This window comes from Paraburkholderia sp. DD10, from assembly GCF_049177125.1.
In the GTDB taxonomy this organism is placed as follows: Bacteria; Pseudomonadota; Gammaproteobacteria; order Burkholderiales; family Burkholderiaceae; genus Paraburkholderia; species Paraburkholderia terricola.
Genome location: NZ_CP185392.1, coordinates 2,682,122 through 2,703,632, shown reverse-complemented (window position 1 = coordinate 2,703,632; position 21,511 = coordinate 2,682,122). Strand labels below are relative to the sequence as shown.

21 protein-coding genes are annotated in these 21,511 nt (G+C 64.8%); 13 read left to right on the top strand and 8 right to left on the bottom strand.

Going from position 1 to position 21,511, the window contains the following annotated elements:
• Nucleotides 1-7: 7 nt before the first annotated feature.
• On the bottom strand, nucleotides 8-421 hold the full coding sequence (locus ACOCG7_RS12320; protein WP_073428530.1) for an organic hydroperoxide resistance protein: 414 nt from the start codon (nucleotides 419-421) through the stop codon (nucleotides 8-10).
• A 254-nt stretch (nucleotides 422-675) separates the two neighbouring features.
• Nucleotides 676-1,206 carry a thioredoxin family protein gene (locus ACOCG7_RS12315; protein ID WP_073428529.1) on the bottom strand — a complete coding sequence of 177 codons (531 nt, stop codon included), beginning with the start codon at nucleotides 1,204-1,206 and terminating at the stop codon, nucleotides 676-678.
• 196 nt (nucleotides 1,207-1,402) lie between these two features.
• Between ACOCG7_RS12315 and ACOCG7_RS12310 the strand changes: the two genes are divergently transcribed.
• The 4 genes from ACOCG7_RS12310 to ACOCG7_RS12295 are packed head-to-tail and all read left to right on the top strand — an operon-like array spanning nucleotide 1,403 to nucleotide 3,966.
• Nucleotides 1,403-1,783 carry a GFA family protein gene (locus ACOCG7_RS12310; protein WP_073428528.1) on the top strand — a complete coding sequence of 127 codons (381 nt, stop codon included), beginning with the start codon at nucleotides 1,403-1,405 and terminating at the stop codon, nucleotides 1,781-1,783.
• Nucleotides 1,780-1,902: a hypothetical protein gene (locus ACOCG7_RS12305; protein WP_268801990.1), complete on the top strand. Its 123-nt coding sequence runs from the start codon at nucleotides 1,780-1,782 to the stop codon at nucleotides 1,900-1,902. The genes ACOCG7_RS12310 and ACOCG7_RS12305 overlap by 4 nt, the downstream gene beginning before the upstream one ends.
• Nucleotides 1,903-1,909: 7 nt before the next feature.
• A complete protein-coding gene (locus tag ACOCG7_RS12300; RefSeq protein ID WP_073428527.1) occupies nucleotides 1,910-2,650 on the top strand; it encodes a response regulator in 741 nt (246 codons plus the stop codon).
• On the top strand, nucleotides 2,647-3,966 hold the full coding sequence (locus ACOCG7_RS12295) for a sensor histidine kinase (protein WP_073428526.1): 1,320 nt from the start codon (nucleotides 2,647-2,649) through the stop codon (nucleotides 3,964-3,966). Before ACOCG7_RS12300 ends, ACOCG7_RS12295 begins: the two co-directional genes overlap by 4 nt.
• A 56-nt stretch (nucleotides 3,967-4,022) precedes the next feature.
• On the opposite strand, the gene ACOCG7_RS12290 is transcribed toward ACOCG7_RS12295, so the two are convergent.
• Nucleotides 4,023-4,646, bottom strand: coding sequence for an ABC transporter ATP-binding protein (locus ACOCG7_RS12290; protein WP_073428652.1), 624 nt, complete (start codon nucleotides 4,644-4,646; stop codon nucleotides 4,023-4,025).
• A gap of 196 nt (nucleotides 4,647-4,842) precedes the next feature.
• Between ACOCG7_RS12290 and ACOCG7_RS12285 the strand changes: the two genes are divergently transcribed.
• On the top strand, nucleotides 4,843-6,156 hold the full coding sequence (locus ACOCG7_RS12285) for an MFS transporter (protein ID WP_421375635.1): 1,314 nt from the start codon (nucleotides 4,843-4,845) through the stop codon (nucleotides 6,154-6,156).
• A 3-nt stretch (nucleotides 6,157-6,159) separates the two neighbouring features.
• Here the strand turns inward: ACOCG7_RS12285 and ACOCG7_RS12280 are convergent, their stop codons facing one another.
• Nucleotides 6,160-7,197 (bottom strand): helix-turn-helix transcriptional regulator, encoded by a 1,038-nt coding sequence (locus tag ACOCG7_RS12280; protein WP_073428524.1) that lies wholly within the window; start codon nucleotides 7,195-7,197, stop codon nucleotides 6,160-6,162.
• Between the two features lie 266 nt (nucleotides 7,198-7,463).
• Here ACOCG7_RS12280 and ACOCG7_RS12275 point away from each other — a divergent pair, with 266 nt between their 5' ends.
• Together ACOCG7_RS12275 and ACOCG7_RS12270 are read left to right on the top strand one after the other, a co-directional pair.
• On the top strand, nucleotides 7,464-7,733 hold the full coding sequence (locus tag ACOCG7_RS12275) for a hypothetical protein (protein ID WP_073428523.1): 270 nt from the start codon (nucleotides 7,464-7,466) through the stop codon (nucleotides 7,731-7,733).
• Between the two features lie 580 nt (nucleotides 7,734-8,313).
• A complete protein-coding gene (locus ACOCG7_RS12270; protein ID WP_073428522.1) occupies nucleotides 8,314-10,218 on the top strand; it encodes an ATP-dependent metallopeptidase FtsH/Yme1/Tma family protein in 1,905 nt (634 codons plus the stop codon).
• A 28-nt stretch (nucleotides 10,219-10,246) separates the two neighbouring features.
• Here ACOCG7_RS12270 and ACOCG7_RS12265 read toward each other — a convergent pair whose 3' ends face one another.
• Nucleotides 10,247-10,495 (bottom strand): hypothetical protein, encoded by a 249-nt coding sequence (locus ACOCG7_RS12265; RefSeq protein ID WP_073428521.1) that lies wholly within the window; start codon nucleotides 10,493-10,495, stop codon nucleotides 10,247-10,249.
• A 75-nt stretch (nucleotides 10,496-10,570) separates the two neighbouring features.
• Nucleotides 10,571-11,755 carry an acyltransferase family protein gene (locus tag ACOCG7_RS12260; protein ID WP_073428651.1) on the bottom strand — a complete coding sequence of 395 codons (1,185 nt, stop codon included), beginning with the start codon at nucleotides 11,753-11,755 and terminating at the stop codon, nucleotides 10,571-10,573.
• Between the two features lie 574 nt (nucleotides 11,756-12,329).
• Here ACOCG7_RS12260 and ACOCG7_RS12255 point away from each other — a divergent pair.
• Both ACOCG7_RS12255 and ACOCG7_RS12250 read left to right on the top strand, forming a co-directional pair.
• Complete coding sequence (locus ACOCG7_RS12255; RefSeq protein WP_154875235.1) at nucleotides 12,330-13,463, top strand: OpgC domain-containing protein; 1,134 nt, start codon at nucleotides 12,330-12,332, stop codon at nucleotides 13,461-13,463.
• The gene (locus tag ACOCG7_RS12250) at nucleotides 13,460-15,172 is read left to right on the top strand and encodes a tannase/feruloyl esterase family alpha/beta hydrolase (RefSeq protein ID WP_421375631.1); all 1,713 of its coding nucleotides are present in this window, start codon (nucleotides 13,460-13,462) and stop codon (nucleotides 15,170-15,172) included. Before ACOCG7_RS12255 ends, ACOCG7_RS12250 begins: the two co-directional genes overlap by 4 nt.
• 173 nt (nucleotides 15,173-15,345) lie before the next feature.
• Here the strand turns inward: ACOCG7_RS12250 and ACOCG7_RS12245 are convergent, their stop codons facing one another.
• A complete protein-coding gene (locus tag ACOCG7_RS12245) occupies nucleotides 15,346-15,738 on the bottom strand; it encodes a hypothetical protein (RefSeq protein ID WP_073428518.1) in 393 nt (130 codons plus the stop codon).
• Between the two features lie 399 nt (nucleotides 15,739-16,137).
• Here ACOCG7_RS12245 and ACOCG7_RS12240 point away from each other — a divergent pair, with 399 nt between their 5' ends.
• The gene (locus ACOCG7_RS12240) at nucleotides 16,138-17,064 is read left to right on the top strand and encodes an ABC transporter ATP-binding protein (RefSeq protein WP_114164240.1); all 927 of its coding nucleotides are present in this window, start codon (nucleotides 16,138-16,140) and stop codon (nucleotides 17,062-17,064) included.
• Nucleotides 17,061-17,822: an ABC transporter permease gene (locus ACOCG7_RS12235; RefSeq protein WP_073428516.1), complete on the top strand. Its 762-nt coding sequence runs from the start codon at nucleotides 17,061-17,063 to the stop codon at nucleotides 17,820-17,822. The genes ACOCG7_RS12240 and ACOCG7_RS12235 overlap by 4 nt, the downstream gene beginning before the upstream one ends.
• A 71-nt stretch (nucleotides 17,823-17,893) precedes the next feature.
• Here ACOCG7_RS12235 and ACOCG7_RS12230 read toward each other — a convergent pair whose 3' ends face one another.
• Complete coding sequence (locus ACOCG7_RS12230; protein WP_083081331.1) at nucleotides 17,894-18,901, bottom strand: helix-turn-helix transcriptional regulator; 1,008 nt, start codon at nucleotides 18,899-18,901, stop codon at nucleotides 17,894-17,896.
• Between the two features lie 187 nt (nucleotides 18,902-19,088).
• Between ACOCG7_RS12230 and ACOCG7_RS12225 the strand changes: the two genes are divergently transcribed.
• On the top strand, nucleotides 19,089-20,003 hold the full coding sequence (locus tag ACOCG7_RS12225) for a helix-turn-helix domain-containing protein (protein ID WP_114164704.1): 915 nt from the start codon (nucleotides 19,089-19,091) through the stop codon (nucleotides 20,001-20,003).
• Nucleotides 20,004-20,535: 532 nt separating this feature from the next.
• Nucleotides 20,536-20,961 (top strand): DUF3830 family protein, encoded by a 426-nt coding sequence (locus ACOCG7_RS12220; RefSeq protein ID WP_073428514.1) that lies wholly within the window; start codon nucleotides 20,536-20,538, stop codon nucleotides 20,959-20,961.
• The last annotated feature ends 550 nt before the right edge of the window (nucleotides 20,962-21,511 follow it).

Genomic DNA, 21,511 nt, shown 5'->3' with positions numbered 1-21,511 from the left:
GTCCCGCTCAAATCACGTTGATGACCACGTCGATATTGCCGCGCGTCGCCTTCGAATACGGACACGTTTGATGCGCGGTGTTCGCGAGCGCTTGCGCGACCTCGCGGTCCAGACCCGGCAGGCTGACGTTCAAGCGCGCCCGCAGGAAGTAGGCGTTGTCCGCCACGACGAGATCCACTTCGGTGTCGACGGCGGTGTCCGCGGGAACGGCGACTTTCATTCGCGCAGCGGCCAATCCGATCGCGCCGAGGAAGCAGGCGGACCAGCCCGCCGCGAACAACTGCTCGGGATTGGTGCCGGCGCCCGACGCGCCCGGACTCGTGAGCTTGATGTCGAGACGGCCGTCGGAACTGCGCGATGCGCCGTCCCGGCCGCCGGTCGTGTGGGTCTTGCCTGTGTACAGCACTTTTTCTTGCGTCATGACGATGCCTTCGTGAAGTTGAGGGGCGACAGTCCCTGAACGGACTGACAAAAAAACGGAAATAAAACGCCCGGATAGCCGCGCCGCGCGTGGCGTTCGTCTGCTATCCGCCGTTGCCTGATTAAAGCGCGCCGAGGTATCCGGCTCGTGTCGGCCGGCTCGTGTCGGCATAACGGACTATTGCAAGGTTCTGTGTCCGTACAACCCGCCGATACGTTGCGATACGAATCCGCGCTCGAACCGCGCACGCGCGGTCACTTTTGCGCCAGCAATGCCTTGATCGCCGACTCGGTTTCGGCGTAATCGCCTTCGCCGAAGTGTGTGTAGACCACCCGTCCTTTCTTGTCGATCAGGTAGAGCGCGGGCCAATACTGGTTGTGATAGGCGCTCCACGTCGCGTACTCGTTGTCCTGCGCGACCGGGTACGTAATGCCGAAGCGCTTGATGGCGGTCTTGACGTTTTCCGTGCTGCGCTCGAACGGATACTCGGGCGTATGCACGCCGATCACCGCAAGACCCTGATCCTTGTATTTCTGATTCCAGCTTTTGACGTAAGGCAGCGTGTGAATGCAGTTGATGCAGGTGTAAGTCCAGAAGTCGACGAGCACGACCTTGCCGCGCAACTGCTGCAAGGTCAGCGGCTCGCTGTTGAGCCATGTGTCGATGCCGGTGAATTCCGGCGCGGGGAGGCTCGTGGCGGGCGTGTCGGCCAGCGCGGCGCCGCTGCTGGCCGCGGCGGCGGCCAACACGGCGGCGGCGGTCAATGTCTTGAGCGTGGTGACCATATCAAAGTCCTTAAAGTGCGCAAGGGTCGAAGGGAGTGGCATGGCTGCTATTGAAACGCCCGCACGTATCCGGCTTGTGTCGGCGAAACCCCGCCTGTGCAATGTTTTGTGTAGCGCGGCAGGCCGGATACATTGGGACACAATTCGCGCGTGACGCTCCGCTATAACGCAGTCATCGCTTATCGAGGGGAGCCGTATGAGTCACGAAAGCCACGAACCGCTGAAGGGAGCCTGTCATTGCGGCGCCGTCCGATTCGAAGTGCGCACCGCCGTCACGCCTGCCGCCCGCTGCAATTGCAGCCTGTGCCGGCGCAAGGGCGCGCTGATGACGCCGCCGTTCGCGGCGGGCGCGCTGAACATCCTGAGCGGTGAGGACGCGCTCACGCTGTATCAGTTCAATACGCGCGTCGCCCGGCATTACTTCTGCAAGCATTGCGGCATCTATCCGTTTCATCAGACGCGCAAGGACCCGCACCTGTGGCGTGCGAACATCGGTTGCCTTGAAGGCGTCGATCCGTATACGCTGGATGCCGGCGTCAACGACGGTGCGAGTCTGTCCGTCGTGGAGGACGCATGAAGCGGCTGCTTGCGATCCTCGCCTTCCTCGCGGGCGGCGTCGCGGCGGAAATGGCGCACCCCGTGCAGTGCGAACTGGTCAATGCGAGCCGGGTGCAGATGAAACGCAGGAGGCAATGAGCTGTCGATGGAAACCACCGACCACGTGCTGATCGTCGACGACGATCGCGGCATCCGCGAACTGCTCGCGGGCTATCTGGAGAAGAACGGCATGCGCGTTTCGCTGGCCGCCAACGGCCGGCAGATGCGCGCCGTGCTGGAGCACGGCGCGCCCGATCTGATCGTGCTCGACCTCATGATGCCAGGCGAGGATGGCCTCGTGCTGTGCCGCGAACTGCGCGCGGGCAAGTTCCGCGCGGTGCCGGTGCTGATGCTCACGGCGCGCAACGAGGAGGCGGACCGTATCGTCGGGCTCGAAATGGGCGCGGACGACTATCTGCCCAAGCCCTTCGCCGTGCGCGAACTGCTGGCGCGGATTCGCGCGGTGCTGCGCCGCGCGCGCATGCTGCCGCCCGGCATGGAGGTCACGGAATCGGCGCAGATGCTCGCTTTCGGCGACTGGCGGCTCGACACCACCGCGCGCCATCTGCTCGACGCCGAGAACACGATGGTCGCGTTGAGCGGCGCGGAGTACCGTCTGCTGCGCGTGTTCCTCGATCATCCGCAGCGCGTGCTCACGCGCGATCAGCTGCTCAATCTCACGCAAGGCCGCCAGGCCGATGCCTTCGACCGCTCCATCGACCTGCTGGTGAGCCGGCTGCGTCAGCGTTTGCGGGACGTGGCGCGCGAGCCGCGCTACATCAAGACGCTGCGCAGCGAAGGCTATGTGTTCAGCGCCGCCGTGACGCATATCGAAGGCCCGCAATGAACGCGCGTTCGCTGTTGCGCTGGCCGCGCAGCCTGTTCGCGAGGCTCGCGCTGATCCTGTTCGTCGGCCTCGCGCTCGCGCAGACGCTGTCGTTCTGGTTGACCATGACCGAGCGCGATCAGACCATGACCAATGTGATGATGGGCTATATCGAACGCGAGGTCGCCAGTTCGGTCGCGCTGCTCGATCATTTGCCGCCCGCCGAGCGCGACGCCTGGTTGCCGCGGCTCGCGCGGCGCAGTTACAGCTTCATGCTCGAGCCGGGCGTGGGCGGCGGCCCGCCCGATGCGCGGCTGTCGGCGCGCGCGGCGGAATCGATCGCCGAAGGCATCGGCAAGCGCTATGCGTTGACGGCCAACGCCGTGCCCGGCGAGGCCGAGCATCTGCAGGTGCACCTGAAGCTGAGCGACGGCGCGCCGCTCACCATCGACATGCACCCGATGTCCGGCGCGCCTTTGTCGCGCTGGCTGCCGCTGGTGCTGGCGCTGCAACTGGCGGTGCTCGCCGCGTGCTGCTGGCTGGCGGTGCGGCTCGCCACGCGTCCGCTCGAACGGCTGGCGCGGGCGGCCGATACGCTGGGCCCCGACCTGAAAGCGGAGCGCCTGCCGGAGAACGGACCGGACGAAGTGGCGCGCGCGGCAAGGGCGTTCAATGCGATGCAGGACCGCGTGGCGACCTACATGACCGAACGCATGCAGATTCTCGCGGCGATCTCGCACGATCTGCAAACGCCGATCACGCGCATGCGTTTGCGGGTCGACGTGATGGACAACAGCGCAGAGGGCGCGAGACTGCAGCAGGATTTGCAGGAGATGGAAACGCTGGTGAAGGAGGGCGTGACCTACGCGCGCACGCTGCACGGCGCGACCGAGGTGCCTTGCCGGATCGACCCCGACGCGCTGTTCGACAGCCTCGTGTGCGATTACGTCGACGCGGGGCAGGACGTGTCGCTGAACGGCCGCATTTCGACCGCGCTGGTCACGCGGCCGCAGGCGCTGCGCCGGATCGTCGGCAACCTGGTCGACAACGCGCTGAAGTTCGGCGGCGCGGCCGAGATCGGGCTGGCCGCGGCGGGGAACGGGCAGGTCACCGTGTCGGTGCTCGACCGCGGGCCGGGCATACCGGCTGAATCGCTGGAGGCGGTGTTCGAACCGTTCTACCGGCTCGAAGGGTCGCGTAACCGGCACACGGGCGGCACCGGGCTCGGCCTTGCGATTGCCCGCCAACTCGCGCTGGCGATGGATGCGACGCTGACCTTGCACAATCGTCCGGGCGGCGGGCTGGAAGCGCGGCTGGTGTTGAAGAACCTCGGGTAGTGGCGGGGGGCCAGGACGGTCGATGTCGGGACGGCGCGCGAAGGCGGCCCGGCTTTCTAACCGCGCTGGCCAAGCCCCGCGAAATCGACGCTCCTCGCTTCGCAAGCCTGGGTGAACACCGCGTCGTAGCTCGAGAAAAACACCGTGCGCGTTCGGGCGAGCATCCTGAACAGATCGACCAGCGCGGCGCGCGCGGCGGCGTCGAGCCCGCCGACCGGTTCGTCCGCGATGAGCACCCTGGTCTCGCCGAGCGCGGCTGCCGTGAGGAACATCTTTTTTCTCGTGCCGAACGACATCTGTTCGAAGCGTTTGTCGAGATGCGGCGTGAGACCGAAGCGCTCGGCCAGCGCCAGGATATCGCCGCCGACCGCCGCGTTTCTCGCCGAAGCCACCGCGTTCAGATACGCGCGACCGGTTTGATCGGGGTACGTCATGCAGTCTTCCGGCACATACGTCAGCAACGATTTCGCCGCGGCCGGCGCGGTGCGCAGCGAATGCCCGCCGATCCAGACTTCGCCCGCGTCGGGCTCGATCGTGCCGGCGATAATGCCGAGCAAGGTGGATTTGCCGCTGCCCGATTCGTCGTCGAGGGCCACGCAGCCGGACGTGCTGTCGTAGCGCAGTCCTTCGAAGAGGATGCGATCGCCATAGCGCTTGCTGAGGTTGTCGAATCGAAGCATGGGTTGGAGCGGGCTCGGCGAAGAATTGCGATGGTGCGCAGTGTAGCAGCGCGAGTTTTTCGCCTGCGGATCGGGCCGATCCAAGGGCGGCTAAAGTCGCGTGTTTCAAGACCGTTAATGCGGAGAGGCCGGCACGGAAGCCGGGTCTCTTCCGTCATCTTCCCGAACCCTTCGACAGACGCTTCAAGCGCCCCTCATGCACACTGCCGCCGGAAACACGGCTACGCCGTCCCGCGCCGAACTTCGACGTATCGTCACGGCGATCGTGATCGGCAACGGCTTCGTCGCCTACGACTTCACCGTCTACAGCTTTTCGGCCGTCATCATCGGCAATCTGTTCTTTCCGTCGGACGATCCCGGCTCGTCGCTGCTGCTCTCGCTCGCCACCTTCGGCGCGGGCTTCGTGATGCGCCCGCTCGGCGCGCTGATGATCGGTCACATTGCCGACAGCCACGGCCGCAAGGCCGGCCTCACCGTCTCGCTCGCGCTGATGACGCTCGGCACATGGCTGATCGCGTGCCTGCCCGGCTATGCGTCGATCGGCCCCGCCGCGAGCGTGCTGATGGTGCTCGCGCGCCTGATGCAGGGGCTCGCGGCGGGCGGCGAGATCGGCCCGGCGTCGGCCTCGCTGATGGAGTCGGCGGGCCGTGGGCGCCGCTGCTTCATGGCGAGCTGGCGCGGGGCCAGCCAGGGGGCGGCCGCCTTCGCCGCCGCGCTGGTCGGCGCCGGCACCACCGCGCTGCTGTCGCCCGCCGCCATGCACGACTGGGGATGGCGCATTCCGTTCGTGCTGGGCGGGCTGATCGGTCCGGTGGGCTGGTATTTGCGCCGCCGCATGCCGGCCGGCGCGCCGCCGCGCCGCGCACGGCTGAATCCGCGGCGCATGTTCGCCGAGCACACGCGCCCGCTCGTCTGCGGAATTCTGATGATGGCGGCGCCCTCGGTGAGCATCTACCTCACCGTGTTCTATATGCCGGCCTACCTCGTTCGCACGCTGCATCGGCCGCCGGTGGTCAGCCTGCTGACGGCGTGCCTGTCGGGCGTCGCGATTCTCGTGGCGACACCGCTCGTCGCACGCGCGGCCGACCGGCTCGCGAGCCGCAAGACGCTGCAATACGTGTCGCTGGCGGCGTCGCTCATCGCGGCCTGGCCGGTGTTCTGGGCGCTGACTCACGGCGTGAGCGATCTCGCCGCGCTGGTCATCATCACGGCCTACGTCGCGCTGGCGGTCAACAACGCGGGCGCGAGTTCGGTGCTGATGATGGAGGCGTTTCCCGCGCATCGGCGCGCTAGCGGCGTGTCGGTGATCTACAGCTTCGGCGTCGTGCTGTTCGGCGGATTTTTGCCGTTCCTCGTGACGTGGCTCATCAATCTGACGGGCGATCCGATGATTCCGGCGTGGTATCTGATGGGCGCGACGGCACTCGCGCTGGCCGCGCTGAAGCAGTTCCCCGAGAGCGCGGCGCCGCAGGCGCGCACCGCCTGCGCCGTGCCCCGGCCGCCGCTCTGATTGCTACGCCGGGGTGCCTGCTTGCAGGGCGAGTGCGCGCCCGCGCATGTCCTGCGGACTCATGTCGAAGGCGCGCCGGAACGCGCGCGTAAAGTCGGACGCGCTGTGAAAACCCAACCCATAGGCGATTTCCGCCACCTGCAACTGCGGGAAGCGAACCAGTTCGTCCGCGGCTTCCCGCAGCCGGCGATTGCGGATATAGGCGCCGAGTCCGCCCTCGTGCTCGAACCAGCGATAGATCGTCGCGCGTTTCAGTTGCAACGCCTGAACCACACGTGTGGGCGTGAGTTCGCCGTCGTGCAGATTGGCTTCGACGTAGCGGCGCACGCGGCCCATCAACGCCGCCTGTAGCGCGGCGCGGTCCGCGCCCGTCAGGCGCGCCTCCTGGCGAAACACGGCGGTCAGCAACTGCGCGCCGGCGTGCAGGGCCTCGCTCGCGCTACCCGCGTCGAGCCTGGGGATTTCCCTGGCAAGCGCGGCCAGATGATCCAGCGCGAGGCCGGCGAGCGGCGAGCCTTGCTGAACGATGCGGCCGTGAAGCGCCGCGCCGTCGCGCAATTCCTGGTGGATCATCGCGGCCGGTACGAACACGCTCAGCAGGCGGCACCGGGGGCGTTCGACGCGAAACGGCTGGTTCAGATCGAACGCGACGATGCCTTGCACGGAGCCCGGCGCACTGCGCTTCCTGTGCATGCCCTTGACGTGGCCGATTTCTCCTTCGAGAAAGAGCTGGAAGACGTAATCGCGCCGCGCGTCGGTGGAGACGCGGGCCACCGAGCGTTCGAGCAGCATCGGGTCGGTGCGGCAGTCGGTAAACACGATGCCGCCGACCGCATACAAATCGATTTCACCGCGAAATCCCCCGGCGATCTGCTCTTTCGACGGCGGGGCGTCGACCACATGGCCCACGCGCTGGCGCCAGGCCAGAAATTGCTCGCCGGGCGCGAGTTCGTGCGTGCTGAAACGGTTCACCGAGACGATGGAGCGCGAATCGGCCGTGGCGGCCGCGGCCAGATGTGGCGGCAAGGTGCGCTGGTTCATGGGTCCGATGCGGCAAGCGGGGGATGCGGCGGCGGGCCGTATTTCGGCTGCCGTCGCCGGAATTTGAGACGGATGGTAAAGCCTAACAAAAAACCTACGTTAATGTCACACGATTAGATGCAGATCGTTTTCGCCGACGGCGCGGCCGAAATCCACTGCCCGGTCACGTGAAATCGCAACTGCGCGCTCACAGAGCGTTGGTTCGCCGCGGCGCGGGGGCGAGGTCCACGCTCGGCCAATCTGGCAACTCACCGGGGCATGGAACGATGAACGGCACGAAGCGGCAACCGGGCGGGCGGTATCCGGCGAGCCTGGCGGACATACAGTTGGAGCATCTGGAGAACATGGTCGAGTACCTGTCGCGCGAGGGCGGCGCCGGCGTGACGCATCCGCTCGGCCAGGACTACTGGGAAAAGCGCATCCGCGCGCTCGAAGAGACGCATGAGCTGATTGGCAGCCAGCGGCAACGTCTCACCAGACTTCTGACGAGACTGGGCAACGAAGCGCCGGTCGCGAACCGTGGACGCGAAGGTTGAACAGCAGATTGACAGCGCGAGACCAGATCGATGCCGGCCTGCATCGAAAATAAAAACGAAGAGCCTGGGAGAGAAGCGGCGATGATGCGAACGGGCCCGAAGAGGCCCGTCGCTCATTGGTGCGGGCGTCGAACGCACGCCTTCGAATAAAGCGGCTTCGCGAGCGCGGCCAAGCAGCCGTTTTCCTCGATCCCAATCGACTCCAATCGAGTCTATGTGCCGTAAATCTGACCGCTTTTAAATAGGGCGCGGCTAATTGTAGGTATCCAAAGTACACAGCGAATAGAGGGCTGCTAAACTGTGCCCGGAGCAGCGTATCTCGTATTTCAACCGATCGCTCGTTCCCTAAAAATTCCGGCGGGCGCAAATCCCCGGATAGACGGTGGAAATGGGCTTTTTCCGTGATTTGGAAAGAGCGGCGCCACGGCATACTCACCTGCATGAGTGCCGCTAAAAGCGCGCAGGCCTGGGGCGCTCTTCAGGCTGCAGGGTGTCGCAGCAGTCGATCCCCACACATCTCTACTCCTCTGACTTTTACAAGTATTGGGGCTCGCTTTGAGCCCGTTTTTGGAAGTGACTCATGAAGCCGGGAAAGAACTCGCTTGGGAAAAGACGCGCACGCAAACTCGCGATTGCGGTAGGTGCGGCGCTCATCGCCGCGTTGCTCGCATTCAGCTTCTGGCATCACCAGCAGCGCAACGCGCAAGCCGCACCGGCGCTGACCGGCGTCGCACAGGACATGCGCCACGATCCGTCGGCGTGGACGCGCGAAGAGAAAGACGCGTCGCAAATGATGCGTGATGTGCGCGGCGCCAACGTCGCGGCGATCGGCGTGAGTCCGAACGCGATCCTGGTGTCGAGGCGCGACGGCTCGAAGTACTTCGTCACCGATAACAATGCGGCGTTCTCGCATGCGCTGCTGCTCGACGAACCCAAGTCCGGCGAGGCCGCGCCGTATCAACTCGTCTGGCTTCCCGATGCGGATATCCGCACCGGCGGCGCCACCTGGATTCGCGTATTCGAGCAGACCCGCGACGCGATCAGCGTGCTGCTGCCGCTGCTGCTGATCGGCGGCATGGTGTGGTTCATGCGCCGCGAGATGCGAGGCGGCGCGCAGTTGCTCAGCAAGGCGCCCACGCTGCGTTTCGACGACGTGATCGGCGCGGGCGAAGCGAAGGCCGCGCTCGCGGATATTCGCGGCTATTTGTCGGACCCGAAGCAATTCACGTCGATGGGCGTGCGCGCGCCGTGCGGCATTCTGATGGTGGGCGGTCCGGGCGTCGGCAAGACGCGGCTCGCGCAGGCGCTCGCGGGCGAGTGCGGCGCGAGCTTCATCTCGATCACGGGCAGCTACTTCAGCGCGAAGTACTACGGCGTCGGCATTCAGAAGGTCAAGAATCTGTTCGAACTCGCGCGCAAGAACGCGCCCACGGTGATCTTCATCGACGAGGCCGACGGTCTCGCCAAGCGCACGGATACCGGCGGCGGTCCGGTGGAGGCCGAGAGCAATCGCATCATCAATCAGCTGCTCGCGGAAATGGACGGCTTTGCTTCGAACGAAGGCGTCATCATCGTCGCGGCGACCAACCACCCCGACAATCTGGATGAAGCATTGCGCCGGCCGGGCCGTTTCGATCGCACCGTGCAGGTTCGTTTGCCCGACCGCGAGGACCGCGCGAAGATCTTCCGCTTCTACGCGGAAAAGCTGAAGTCGAAATCCGCCGACATCGACTACGATCAACTCGCTCGCCTCACCACGGGTCTGTCTCCGGCGACGGTCGCGATGGTGGTGAATCAGGCGGGGCTCGTCGCGCGCAAGGCCGGCGACACGGAGATCGCCTCGAAGCACTTCATGGAAGCGATCAAGATCGCGCGCATCGGCGACGTGAGCGGCGCCGAGCGCGCACTGAGCGAGGATGAACGCACGCGCATCGCCGTGCACGAAGCAGGGCACGGTCTCGTCGCGGCGCTGCTCGGCACCGGCGTGCTGGAAGAGGTCACGATTCTGCCGCGCGGCGGCGCATTGGGCGTGGCGCTCATCACCAAGGCGCAGGACAAGCATCTGTACCGCGAGACCGAGATTCGCAACGAAATCCAGGTGTTGCTCGGCGGGCGCAATGCCGAGATCCTCACCTTCTCCGAGGCATCGAGCGGCGCCGCGTCGGATTTGCAGGAGGCGTCGCGCATCAGCCTCGACATGGTGTCGAAATTCGGTTTCAACAGCGACGGCGACCTGTTCAGCCTCGCGGCGCTGCCCTCGCAGTACGCGGGTCTGCAGATGAAGAGCGCCATCGAGCACGCGAACGTGCTGCTCAAGGAGTTGAACGAACTCTGCTACGGTCTGCTGCACGCTTACGAACCGGTGCTGCGGGCCATCGCGGACGAATTGCTCGAACAGGAAACGGTGCCCGGAGAAACGGTCTATCGGTTGATCCGGGAACACAAGAACTCGCTCAAGATCGTCCACGAGCCGGCCGCCGCCTGAAGCGGATTTTGTAGCGCGCGGGTCTCACTCACGCGAAGTCGGAAGGGCCGGGCGGCGGCACGCCCGGCGGCGTTTCGGTTTCGCCTAACGGGTTGTGTTTGGCCTCGTCGTCGTGCGGCGGGGTTTCGCCTTTTTCCGGCAACGGCTGATCGAGGCCCGGCTCGACTGGCGTGGGAAATGCGTCGCCAACGGGCTTGGAGACCTCGGTGGGCGGGCCGCCGGGGTCTTCATCAGGCTTCTGCTCCTGTTCGTTCGGGGGATTGGGCATGTTTGCCATGACGAATCTCCGGTTGATGTGATGCCCTCATTCGTCAGCAACGCCTGTGCCACCCTCGCCGCATAGGCGGTTTTATCAAACGGCGTCCGAAGCGGCGCCGTCCTCCCTCAACGTGGGCTCATTGCGAGCCGCGCGCGCGATAGGTGCTTGCGCCGCAGCGGGATTTGTCGCGTCAGCCGGCGCACGCCGCGTCTTCAGGCGAAGGATCGGCTCTTCGATCAGCCGCCACGACAGCAGCGCTATCGCCAGCGAAATCGCAAACGACGCGATGATGCCCGCGACATGCGCCCACATCGGCACCGCGCCGCCGAAGAACGCCACCGCATGATGGTTGCGGGTCAGGTCGGGAATCAGGTTGTGATAAAGATAAAAACCGTAGCTGACACGCCCGAAGCTCACCAGCCAGCCGGTTTCGAGCAAGCCGATCACCACCGCGTTGCGGCAGCACGCAATCGAACAGACCAGCGCGGCAATGCAGAGGCCGTATAACGCGCTCACGGCGGTGAAGGCGAATGAACTGTCGAACTCGCTCCACGCCGGTTCGGTCGCGCAAAAACCCACGAGGCACAGACTCAACACGAACAGCGTCGCGCCGTGACCGAGCCAGGCGCGCAAGCGGCTCGCGTTGCCCGCGATCATCAAGCCGCCGATGCCGCCCAGCGCCAGCAGCCAGAAATTGGTCAACGGGTGCGTGTAGATCGTGATTTCCTGCCAGTGCGCCGCGCGCATCGCGAAGAGCGACACCAGTCCGGCCGCGACGATCGCGAGGCACACCGCGCGATGCCGCCGCGCCGCGAGCAGCAGCAATAGCGGCGCGAACACGAGATAGAACTGCTCCTCGATCGCGAGACTCCACAAGTGCGAGTAACGCCCCGGCCAGTAATGCAGCACGGAGCCGATCCAGAAGTTCGACAGATACGCGAAGTGAAACGGCATGCCGCTCGCCAGTTCGGGACTCGCGATGCCGAACGCCATTAGCACGCACATCACGATCAGCATCAGGTAGTAAATCGGAAAGATGCGCAGCGTGCGGCGGAACAGGAAACGCTTGAGCTCGGCGCCGAACCGGCTGGCGTTTTTCTCGATGCGCGCGCGCTGTGCGGAGAGGATGCCGATGATCAGAAAACCGCTCAGCGCAAAGAAGATCCATACGCCGAGATGGCCGATCTCGCCGATGTCGCCGAACAGGCGGTGCTGAAAAAATACCATCAGGACCGCGATTGCGCGCAGTCCGTCGAAGCCGGCAATTCTGTTGTTCATGTGGTCTTCTTCCAGAGCGAAGGCGGCGCGCGCGGCGCTGCGCTTCAGGGCGGTAGTGGAAGGACCGGCGCGCATCGGTGACGGCAAAGTCAGCGGCGGCGAATAGAAGGCGTCGCAATGACGCTCGGCGAGCCGGCTGATCGCGGATCAGCGGCAGCGTGTCCGGTCCACATGAGTGGCCGCCGTCGAAGGGTGGCATCGCTCGCACTGCGCGATGTCCGACGGGCGTGCGTGAATTCATCCTACGATGAAAAAAAGCGAAAAAAATCGCATAGGCGGTTCAGGGATTTTTTTTTGCGGCTATTAGCGGCGGCATTGGCGTTTTGAACGTCGAAAGCCGCAAATCTTTCCGCAAACCGGGTGCGTGAAGCCCCACTCTTACCGCACGCCGACAGTTGAATTTCAACTCGCCGCCACGCGGTTCGATGTGTCAGGCGAGTTGTCAGCGAGCGCCGCGACGCTGCACGGCGCCGGCGGAAACGTTCTATTCTGGTCGCTTCGTATGACAAACAGCGAGCGACATGTGCGGCTCTCACCGCGCGCCGCATGCGCGCGCGATCCAGCGAGAACCCGAATGGAAACACGCCACGGGCGCCCCGAAGGAAGTCCCCGAACGGGACGTTCGATCGAAGTGGATTTCTTCCGCGGCATCGTCCTGCTCGTGATCGTGCTGGATCACATTCCCGGCAGCACGCTGTCGCATCTGATGTTGCACGCCTACGCGTTGTGCGACTCCGCCGAAGTGTTCGTGTTTCTCGGCGGCTATGCATCGGCGGCGGCGTATACGGCGGTGCTCGCGGGTCGTGGCGAGAGCGCGGCGAGAATGCGCTTCGTCAAACGCTGCTGGGAAATCTATCGCGCCTATCTGTTGACGGCGGTATTGACGCTGCTCTCCGGCGCGGTGCTCGCGCTGCTGCGCCTGAATCAACCGATGGTCGAGCTCACCCATTGGCAGCCGTTCGCGGCCCAGCCGCTGCGCGAAGCGTTCGATATCGCGTTGCTGCGGCGTCAGCCGTATCTGTCGAGCGTGTTGCCCATGTATATGCTCTACGCGCTCTGCGTGCCGTTCGCGGTGCCGCTCGCGCGCCGCTCCGCGCTCCTGGCGCTGGCCTTGAGCGCGGCGATCTGGGCGCTCGCACGGCCGCTCGCCGCGCTCTTCGCCATTGACGACATGGCCGAGTGGGCTTTTAATCCGTTTGCGTGGCAGTTGGTGTTCGTACTCGGAATCCTGTGCCGCGTGCAGCCGATCAGCGAGCGCTTTCACGCAGGCGGCACCGCGCGCTGGTTCACGCGCGTCGCGGTGATCGCGGTGCTGGCGTTCGCTATCATCCAACTCTTCGTGCTGACGCAACCGCTGCCCGGCGCCTTTAAACAGAACCTCTCCATCTACCGCGTGATCAACTTCATCGTCATTGCCTGGCTTGCCGCGCAGTTCGTGCGCATGGGCAGCATCGCGCGGCTCGCACGGCGGCTGCCCGCCGTGGTGGCGGTCGGCCGCACCGGGCTCGTGTGTTTCGTCATGGGCACGCTGGTGTCGTTGATCGTCGATACGGCCACGCCGCATGCGTTGCACGGTTTTCGCGGCGTGCTGATCGGACTCGGCGGCGATCTGGTCGCGATCGGCGCACTCCTGATGATCGCGCGTGGCTGGAGCGGCTGGAAAGGGCAGCATGCGCGCGCGGTCGCGAGCGGCGCGGGTTGCGGATGAGGGCGTGTCGGCGCGGTGCGCGCGGTAGGCGGGATTCGCGCACGGCCCGCTGGGCCGTCGGCGCGCTGTCGTGGCTGAGCCTGGGCCTGGGCCTGGGCTTGAGCTTGAGCTTGAGCCTGGGCGTGGGGCCCGCGCTGGCCGCGCCGACGGAAGCGCCGCTCGCGCTGCGTTGCGCCGGATTCGCGGGCGCGGTGCTGCCGGCTGAACTGATCGCGTTGCCGACCGCCGGCGCGCTGATCGAGAGCGCGGTGATGGTCGGCGCCACCGCGCCCGGCAATCAGCAAGGCGGCGAATTTTGCCGCATCACCGGCCGCATCAAGGCGCTGAAGGCCGACACGCCCGATATCCGTTTCGATCTGAATCTGCCGCGCCGCTGGAACGGCCGCGCGCTGCAAATCGGCGGCGGCGGCTACAACGGCGTAGTGGTGAGCGGCACCGGCGTGATGCCGTTTTCGCCGGATCGCGCGCCGCTCGCGCAAGGCTATGCGACGTTCGGCGATGACTCGGGGCACGTCGGCGATTCGTCGCTCGCGGTGTTCGGCCTCGTCGACGAAGCCGTGACGAACTTCGGCTACGCACACCTGAAGAAAACGCACGACGTGGCGGTCGCATTGATCGCGCGCGCGTACGGTCAGCCGCCGCAGCGCATGTACTTCGCGGGCGGCTCGACCGGCGGACGCGAAGGCTACACGGTCATGCAGCGCTTTCCCGACGACTACGACGGGGTGATCGCCAATTCACCCGCGCTCAATTTTTCCGGCGTGCGGCTGCTCGGCGTGAAGCTCGGCCATGCGGAATACGCGACGCCGGGCGGCTTCGTTCCACCGTTGCTGCTCGAACGCGTGTATCAACGAACGATCGCGGCTTGCGACCGGCTCGACGGCGCGGCGGACGCCATCGTCAGCGACGTCGCCGCTTGCCGCGCGCACGAAGCGGAGATCATCGCGTCGTTGCGCTGCGCGGGCCGCGCGCCGGCGACCGACGAATGCCTCACGGACGCGCAACTCGCCACCTTGCTCGTGATGCGCGACGGCCTTTCGCTGCCGTACCGGCTGGCGTGGGACGTGACCGGCTATCGCGGCTACAACATTTTTCAGGGCACGCGTTTGAACGGCACGCTCGGGCTCGGACATCAGGCGGCGCGTTTGCCGGTGCCGACGTTCCTCGCCAACGGCTACCTGTTCGCGCAAGGCGACGGCTACGTCCGCTATTTCGTCGCGCGGGACGCGGGCTTCGATTCACTCAGGTTCGATCCGCAAGCTCCGGGCAAATATCGCCAGCAACTGGTCGCCTTGTCGCAGACCATCGGTTCGATGAACCACGACCTCGCCCGCTACATTGCGCGCGGCGGCAAGCTCATCACGCTGCAAGGCCTCGCCGACGAAGTCATCAGCCCCAATCAGACGATTGCCTACTACGACGCATTGGTCGAGCGCTTCGGCATCGACCAGGTCAACGGGTTCATGCGGCTCTACATGGTGCCGGGTTTTCAGCACGGCGGCGGCGCGTTCATTCCCTCGGTGGATCTGTTGGGCGCGCTCGACAATTGGGTCACGCGCGGCGCGGCGCCCGAAACCTTGACGGCGACCGACATCGCCGCGGCCACCAATGGACGCTCGCGTCCGTTGTGCCGCTATCCGCTGTTTCCGCGCTACGCCGGCAAGGGCAACGTGAATCTCGCCGCCAGTTTCGTGTGCGCGGAACCGTGATGCGTCTCACGCGTAGTGCTTGAAAAAACCACAAGGGCGTTGAAAGGGAAAACCCGTCGCGGTTGCCGGCGCCGACCGTTCGTTTGCGCCTCGACGAAAGAGGGCGGCGACGCCCGTTTTAGGCGCCGCCGCCCCGGTTGCACGGGATCGGCTCGATAGAGCGTCGCTTGCGGTTACTGGCTGCCTTGCGTCGCGCCGCTCGTCCCGCGATTCATGTCGTCGCTGGTGCCGCTGCGCGTACCGTTCTTCATGCCTTTGTGCATGCCGCTGTTCGAACGGTCCGTCGGCAGGCTGTTGGGCGTGGCGCCGGTGCCGGTGCCCATGCCGCCGCCGGTGCCGGTCACGCCCGGCGAGCCATAGCCCGAATCGCTCGGGCTCTTCATCGTGCCGGGGCCGACGCCAGGTGTCGCGGTGCCGCCCGCTCCGCCCGTCGTGCCGCCGCCCGCGCCCACGCCGGTGCCGCCGCTGCCGGTCCCGCCCGCACCGCCGCCGGCCTGTGCATACACGCCGCCCGACAGCGCCATCACGAGCGCTGAAGCAAGGATTGTCCTGGTCATGTGTTTCATGGTTCACCTCCATGGAGTCGGATTGATGCCACGCAAGCGCATGTCGCTCGCATGGACGAACTGCCGCAAGCGATGTGCCCCGGACCGAACGGTGCGTCGCGGACAACGCGGCGGCGCGGCCCCGCACGCGCCGCTTGCGCGGGTTCGAATCGAATCCGGGGCTGCGCGGCAGCGTGTCTTGAATCGAGCATGGCGCGTTCCCGAAACGGTGCTTCGGAAGCCATTGAACCGCTGTGGGCAGGCGCGTGGCGGCGACGTGTTCCGGCACCAGAGAGCGCTTTTCGGGCGCGCCGCGACGTCGCGCTGCACGCTTTGCCACTTTCCATTACATTGCGGGTGCGGTCGCGCGCTCGCGACGCTGTTTCCAATCAAATTACGGTGTCTGCCATCATCGAATCCATGCAGCCAATCGTCTCGGTCACCAATCTGTCGAAAACCTATGCCAGCGGTTTTCATGCACTGAAGAACATCAATCTGGCCATCAACCGAGGGGAAATTTTCGCCTTGCTCGGGCCGAACGGCGCGGGCAAAACCACGCTCATCAGCATCATCTGCGGCATCGTGAATGCGAGCGAAGGCCGCGTGACGGTGGACGGCCGCGACATCGCGGCGGACTATCGCGGCGCGCGTTCGCTGATCGGCCTCGTGCCGCAGGAACTCACCACCGACTCGTTCGAAACCGTCTGGGCCACCGTCTCGTTCAGCCGCGGCCTGTTCGGCAAGCCGAAAAACCCCGCTCACATCGAGAAGGTGTTGCGCGACCTGTCGCTGTGGGAAAAGCGCGATAGCAAGATCATCACGCTGTCGGGCGGCATGAAGCGCCGCGTGCTGATCGCCAAGGCGCTCTCGCACGAACCGCGCGTGCTGTTCCTCGACGAACCCACCGCCGGCGTGGACGTGGAGTTGCGGCGCGATATGTGGAAGCTGGTGCGCTCGCTCGCCGCGAGCGGCGTGACGATCATCCTCACCACGCACTACATCGACGAAGCGGAGGAGATGGCCGACCGCATCGGCGTGATCAACGCGGGCGAGATCATGCTGGTCGAGGAAAAGACGGAGTTGATGCGCAAGCTCGGCAAGAAGCAGCTCACGCTGCAACTCGAGAGTCCGCTCCACGAGTTGCCGCCCGCGCTGGCCGGCTACGGGCTCGATGTCGCGAAGGGCGGCAACGAGCTGATCTACACCTACGAGGGCGATGGCGGGCGCACCGACATCATCGCGCTGCTCAAGGCGCTCGACGACGCCCGCATCCGCTTCAAGGACCTGCATACGACGCAAAGCTCGCTCGAAGACATCTTCGTCAGTCTGCTCCGGGGTAATCAATGAACATTCATGCAATTCGCGCGATCTACAAGTTCGAAATGGCGCGCACCTGGCGCACGCTGATGCAGAGCATCATCGCGCCGGTGATTTCCACGTCGCTTTACTTCGTCGTGTTCGGCGCGGCGATCGGCTCGCGCATCAAGGAAGTGGACGGCATCAGCTACGGCGCGTTCATCGTGCCGGGCTTGATCATGTTGTCGCTGCTGTCGCAAAGCATTTCGAACGCGTCGTTCGGGATTTACTTTCCGCGCTTTACCGGCACGATCTACGAGTTGTTGTCGGCGCCGGTCTCGTATCTGGAGATCGTCGTGAGCTACGTGGGCGCGGCGGCCACCAAGTCGATTCTGCTCGGGCTGATCATTCTCGCTACCGCGGGTCTGTTCGTGCCGCTGCAAGTGCAGCACCCGTTCTGGATGATCCTCTTCCTGGTGCTCACCGCGGTCACGTTCAGTCTGCTCGGCTTCATCATCGGCATCTGGGCGGACAGCTTCGAGAAGCTGCAACTCGTGCCGCTGCTGATCATCACGCCGCTCACGTTTCTCGGCGGCAGTTTCTATGCGGTCAATATGCTGCCGCCGTTCTGGCGCGCCGTGACGTTGCTCAATCCGATCGTTTATCTGGTGAGCGGATTTCGCTGGAGCTTCTATGGACTCGCCGATGTGAACGTCGAGGTGAGTCTCGGCATGACCGCGCTGTTTCTGGCGGTGTTTCTGGCGATCGTCGCGTGGATCTTCAAGACCGGTTATCGGCTCAAGAGTTGACGTGGGAGCGGGCGGACGTGACGGCGCTTGCCGTCACGTCACTTCGCGTCACTTCGCGTCACGTCCATCGGCTATGACACGTAGGCCTGCGCGACGTTGATCAACTGCACGCGGTTGCGCACCTTGAACAGTTGCCGCAAACGCCGCAGATGGTAGTCGACGTTATGCGGCGACAAGCCGAGGAAATAGGCGATTTCCTTGTCGCGCTGGCCCTGTACGACCGCCTTCAGCACCGCATGCTGCAAGTCGCTCAGCGCGACGCGCGGCGGCTGCGCCGGCGCGATGCCGATCACGCTCCTCGCGTGCGTCCAGATGAATTCGTGAATCGTGTGCGCGAACATCAATGTTTCGGCAACGATCGATTCGGTCATCCAGCGCGGATTGCCGATTTCCGAGTTGAAGCACAGGCTTGCGCTCAGTTCCGGCTCGGGCAGCGGCATCTGCGTGAGGATCCCGCTCTTGCGCCCGTTCGCCTCCAGCATGTCGATCAGGCCGCCGAGCCGCTCGCTGCGCAGTTGCGCGCGCGGCAGGTCGGCACGCATGTCGGCCGTGCTCCACAGAAGCGGCATGCCGGTCGGGGAGGCGAGCGCCACGCGCGGGTCGAGCTCGAAATAACGCTCGCGGAAATAACGCGTGAGCCATGCCTGCGACTCGTAGCTGGTCAGCACGAACATCGTCTTGTGATGCGCGGTGGTGCGCGTGGCCGAATAGCTGAACGACTCGAAGCCGAGCTGCTTGATGCGCCGCCGCACGAACTCGATGCGGTCCTGCGCGCTGCCGAAACGCACCAGCGGACTGATGACCGGCGCCCGCCGCGCGGCGGGCGAGGGAGCGAGCGACGGCGTGCCGATCTCCTCTTCGGTGAAGAGCGTCAGAAAACCCGCGGGCGCCATGCCTGCGGTGCGGTTGGGTGTTCTGGATGCTTCAGCCGCGTGGGCCGATTTCTCGCGTGGCCGCGTGCCGGCCGGGTAAGCCGGTTGCGCGGTCAGCGCCGAGTTGTATGCCGCCGATGCCTGCCCGGCTTCGCCTTGCGGCGAGCCGGTCAGCCAGTGCGGCAGCGTATCGCATTCGTGTTCCATGAAACGGTAGCTCCGGCGTTCAGAACGCATGAAGGAAGACAAGCTGAATGATTAGCTATTTCCAAAAATTACGGTAGCCGGTTCCTTGCTATCATTTTTGGGATCTTGCGCTGACAGCAGGCCGGCAATGCGGCTGTGACAGGTTTTCTCATCTGCATACGGCACCTCCCTCGTAATGGACGACGTGATGGCACGAATTCCGAAGCTGACAACGACGCTCGCCTACGACCGCTACATGGCGGGCCAGAAACTGGTGTCGAGCGTGGAGCGCCCGTGGCGGCACCTGGTACTGCGCTCCTATCTCGAACCGGTCGAGCAGGAACTGCTGGAGGCGCCCGGCTTGCAGGACCTCACGCTGATGACGCTCGGCAGCGGCGCCGAACATCTCGAGCGCAACCTGAACGGGCGCTGGGAGAGCGCCGAGCTGCGCGTGGGCGACGTGTGGTTCGTGCCGCCCGCGCCGATCTCGTGGCGCTGGCGGTCGACCAGCGATGAGCCGCTGTCGACCGTCCATTTGCATATCGAGCGTGGCCTGATCGACAGCGTCGCCGATCAGATGGAACTCGACGGCTCGCGCGAGCTGTCGCTTGGCGACGCGATGCAGTTCAAGGATCCGCTGGTCGCCGCGATGATCGACGCGTTGCACCGCGCCGCGGCCGATCCGGCCGACTCGCGTCTCTATGTGGACGCGCTGGTTCACGCGCTCGCCGCGCATCTTCTGCAGCATTACTCGCGCGGCCGGCAAGCGCGGGGTGCCATGCCTGCACAGCGGCCCGACAGGCTGGTGCCGCGCCGCATCCGCCGCGTGACCGACTATATCCGCGCGAATCTGGCCGCCGATCTGGCGATCAGCGAACTGGCCGCGCAGGCCGGGTTAAGCAGTTTTCATTTTGCGCGCGTGTTTCGCCGCGAGACCGGGGAAACGCCCCATCAGTTCGTCACGCGCTTGAGGCTCGAGCAAGCAGCGAGGCTTTTGCGCGCCACCGGGCAGACGGTGCTGCAGATTGCGATTGCAGTTGGTTTCGAGAGTGCCAGTCATTTCTCCGTGCAGTTCAAGCGTGGCTACGGCGTGACGCCGCTTGCCTACCGGCTGCGCGGCTGAAGTACGGATTGCGCGGCTGGAAGTGGCCGGTTGCCCGGCGGCGATGTCTGAGCGGCGAGCCGCCGGTGGGTGCGGGACATGGACCCCGCCAATGTCTTTTTCCAGGGCCGGCGACGCTGCTCGGCCGCACGACCCCACCGCAGGCGCTGCGGCTGGTGGCCGGCTATGTTTTGCCAGCAAGGCGCAAAGCGCGCAAAGTGCAACGCGCCGCCTTGCTGGGAACCACGTACGTTGCACAGTGTGCTGCGCATTGCGCGGCTTGCAAACTACGAACTTTCGTGACAGTGCCGCGGCCGGACCTGGCATGGCCGTGCCGTGCCGGGGTTACGGCCGTCTTTCGCGCGTGGCCTTGCTGCCTGGTGCAACTGGCCTGACGGCATGGACGGGAACTGTATCTGTCGAAGCCTTGCATCGGACGACAGAATAGCGGGCTTGCCCCAAAGCGCATGGCACGCGGGCGCGGCAGGTTCCAACGGGCGTCTTTCCGATCATTCCGTTCCACGGCCACGCCGCCACACCCGGATATCTAGCGATGCCCCGACTCCGAATCACTTCCTGCGGTTATGTGTTTATCGCCGAAACGCATCCCGACGCGCCGCAAACCGTGGCCGCCTTTCTGAAGCTGCTGCCGTACCGTCAGAAGATCATTCACGTGCGCTGGAGCGGCGAAGGCTGCTGGGTGCCGCTCGGCGACTTCAAGCTCGAGAACGACGGCGCCGCGGTCGGCTTCGAGAATCACACGAGCCATCCGTCGGTTGGTGACATTCTGTTTTATCCGGGCGGCTTCAGCGAAACCGAGATTTTGATTGCGTACGGATCGTGCTGCTTCGCGAGCAAGATGGGGCAACTCGCGGGCAATCACTTTCTGACCATCGTCGAGGGTAAGGACAAGCTGCGCGAACTCGGCACCAAGGTGTTGTGGGAAGGCGCGCAGGACGTGGTGTTCGAAAAGATCTAAAACGCTGGCGGCGTCGGCGGGCGCGGGCGGCATCGAGACCGCGCTCGCGAACCGTCGGGCCGCCGGTATGAAAGCGCGGGTCGACGACCTGTTCGAATACTCGATGGCGCCTGGGCGGCAAAACATCCGCTCGCGTTGGTCTCGCCCTCCGCCCGGTCCGGGCGCTGCTCCCATCTCGCCGTCGAGAAAACGGCTGACGATCTGACTCCGTTCCCACCACGAACAACTTCTCCCTGAGCGCGAGTGACGGGCCCTCGGGGGTGACCGTGACGGCTGCGCTTACGTTAAAGAATTTCACCGCGCGCGAATTGGCGCTTTCTGCGGTTGTCATTTGAGACAAATTAAGCTTTCTCTTGTATTTGCCTAATTGCATTTAGTTTGAATTAAGAGGTTTGGCATTTTCCGTCTTAAATCCATTATGCCGTTTTTGCTAATTAAAGCTAAAAATTAGCTTTTAGGATTAATCGTATTCGCGATATTGCGCCGTGACGGCAGACTGCCTCCATCGCCTTTATCGGCCGAGTGAAAGCGCGATGCGATCTTGGTTTCC

Bases quoted from the DNA above. Each gene is read 5' to 3' on its own strand.
- ACOCG7_RS12320 (WP_073428530.1), bottom strand. From the start codon at position 421: ATGACGCAAGAAAAAGTGCTGTACACAGGCAAGACCCACACGACCGGC.
- ACOCG7_RS12315 (WP_073428529.1), bottom strand. From the start codon at position 1,206: ATGGTCACCACGCTCAAGACATTGACCGCCGCCGCCGTGTTGGCCGCC.
- ACOCG7_RS12310 (WP_073428528.1), top strand. From the start codon at position 1,403: ATGAGTCACGAAAGCCACGAACCGCTGAAGGGAGCCTGTCATTGCGGC.
- ACOCG7_RS12305 (WP_268801990.1), top strand. From the start codon at position 1,780: ATGAAGCGGCTGCTTGCGATCCTCGCCTTCCTCGCGGGCGGCGTCGCG.
- ACOCG7_RS12300 (WP_073428527.1), top strand. From the start codon at position 1,910: ATGGAAACCACCGACCACGTGCTGATCGTCGACGACGATCGCGGCATC.
- ACOCG7_RS12295 (WP_073428526.1), top strand. From the start codon at position 2,647: ATGAACGCGCGTTCGCTGTTGCGCTGGCCGCGCAGCCTGTTCGCGAGG.
- ACOCG7_RS12290 (WP_073428652.1), bottom strand. From the start codon at position 4,646: ATGCTTCGATTCGACAACCTCAGCAAGCGCTATGGCGATCGCATCCTC.
- ACOCG7_RS12285 (WP_421375635.1), top strand. From the start codon at position 4,843: ATGCACACTGCCGCCGGAAACACGGCTACGCCGTCCCGCGCCGAACTT.
- ACOCG7_RS12280 (WP_073428524.1), bottom strand. From the start codon at position 7,197: ATGAACCAGCGCACCTTGCCGCCACATCTGGCCGCGGCCGCCACGGCC.
- ACOCG7_RS12275 (WP_073428523.1), top strand. From the start codon at position 7,464: ATGAACGGCACGAAGCGGCAACCGGGCGGGCGGTATCCGGCGAGCCTG.
- ACOCG7_RS12270 (WP_073428522.1), top strand. From the start codon at position 8,314: ATGAAGCCGGGAAAGAACTCGCTTGGGAAAAGACGCGCACGCAAACTC.
- ACOCG7_RS12265 (WP_073428521.1), bottom strand. From the start codon at position 10,495: ATGGCAAACATGCCCAATCCCCCGAACGAACAGGAGCAGAAGCCTGAT.
- ACOCG7_RS12260 (WP_073428651.1), bottom strand. From the start codon at position 11,755: ATGAACAACAGAATTGCCGGCTTCGACGGACTGCGCGCAATCGCGGTC.
- ACOCG7_RS12255 (WP_154875235.1), top strand. From the start codon at position 12,330: ATGGAAACACGCCACGGGCGCCCCGAAGGAAGTCCCCGAACGGGACGT.
- ACOCG7_RS12250 (WP_421375631.1), top strand. From the start codon at position 13,460: ATGAGGGCGTGTCGGCGCGGTGCGCGCGGTAGGCGGGATTCGCGCACG.
- ACOCG7_RS12245 (WP_073428518.1), bottom strand. From the start codon at position 15,738: ATGAAACACATGACCAGGACAATCCTTGCTTCAGCGCTCGTGATGGCG.
- ACOCG7_RS12240 (WP_114164240.1), top strand. From the start codon at position 16,138: ATGCAGCCAATCGTCTCGGTCACCAATCTGTCGAAAACCTATGCCAGC.
- ACOCG7_RS12235 (WP_073428516.1), top strand. From the start codon at position 17,061: ATGAACATTCATGCAATTCGCGCGATCTACAAGTTCGAAATGGCGCGC.
- ACOCG7_RS12230 (WP_083081331.1), bottom strand. From the start codon at position 18,901: ATGGAACACGAATGCGATACGCTGCCGCACTGGCTGACCGGCTCGCCG.
- ACOCG7_RS12225 (WP_114164704.1), top strand. From the start codon at position 19,089: ATGGCACGAATTCCGAAGCTGACAACGACGCTCGCCTACGACCGCTAC.
- ACOCG7_RS12220 (WP_073428514.1), top strand. From the start codon at position 20,536: ATGCCCCGACTCCGAATCACTTCCTGCGGTTATGTGTTTATCGCCGAA.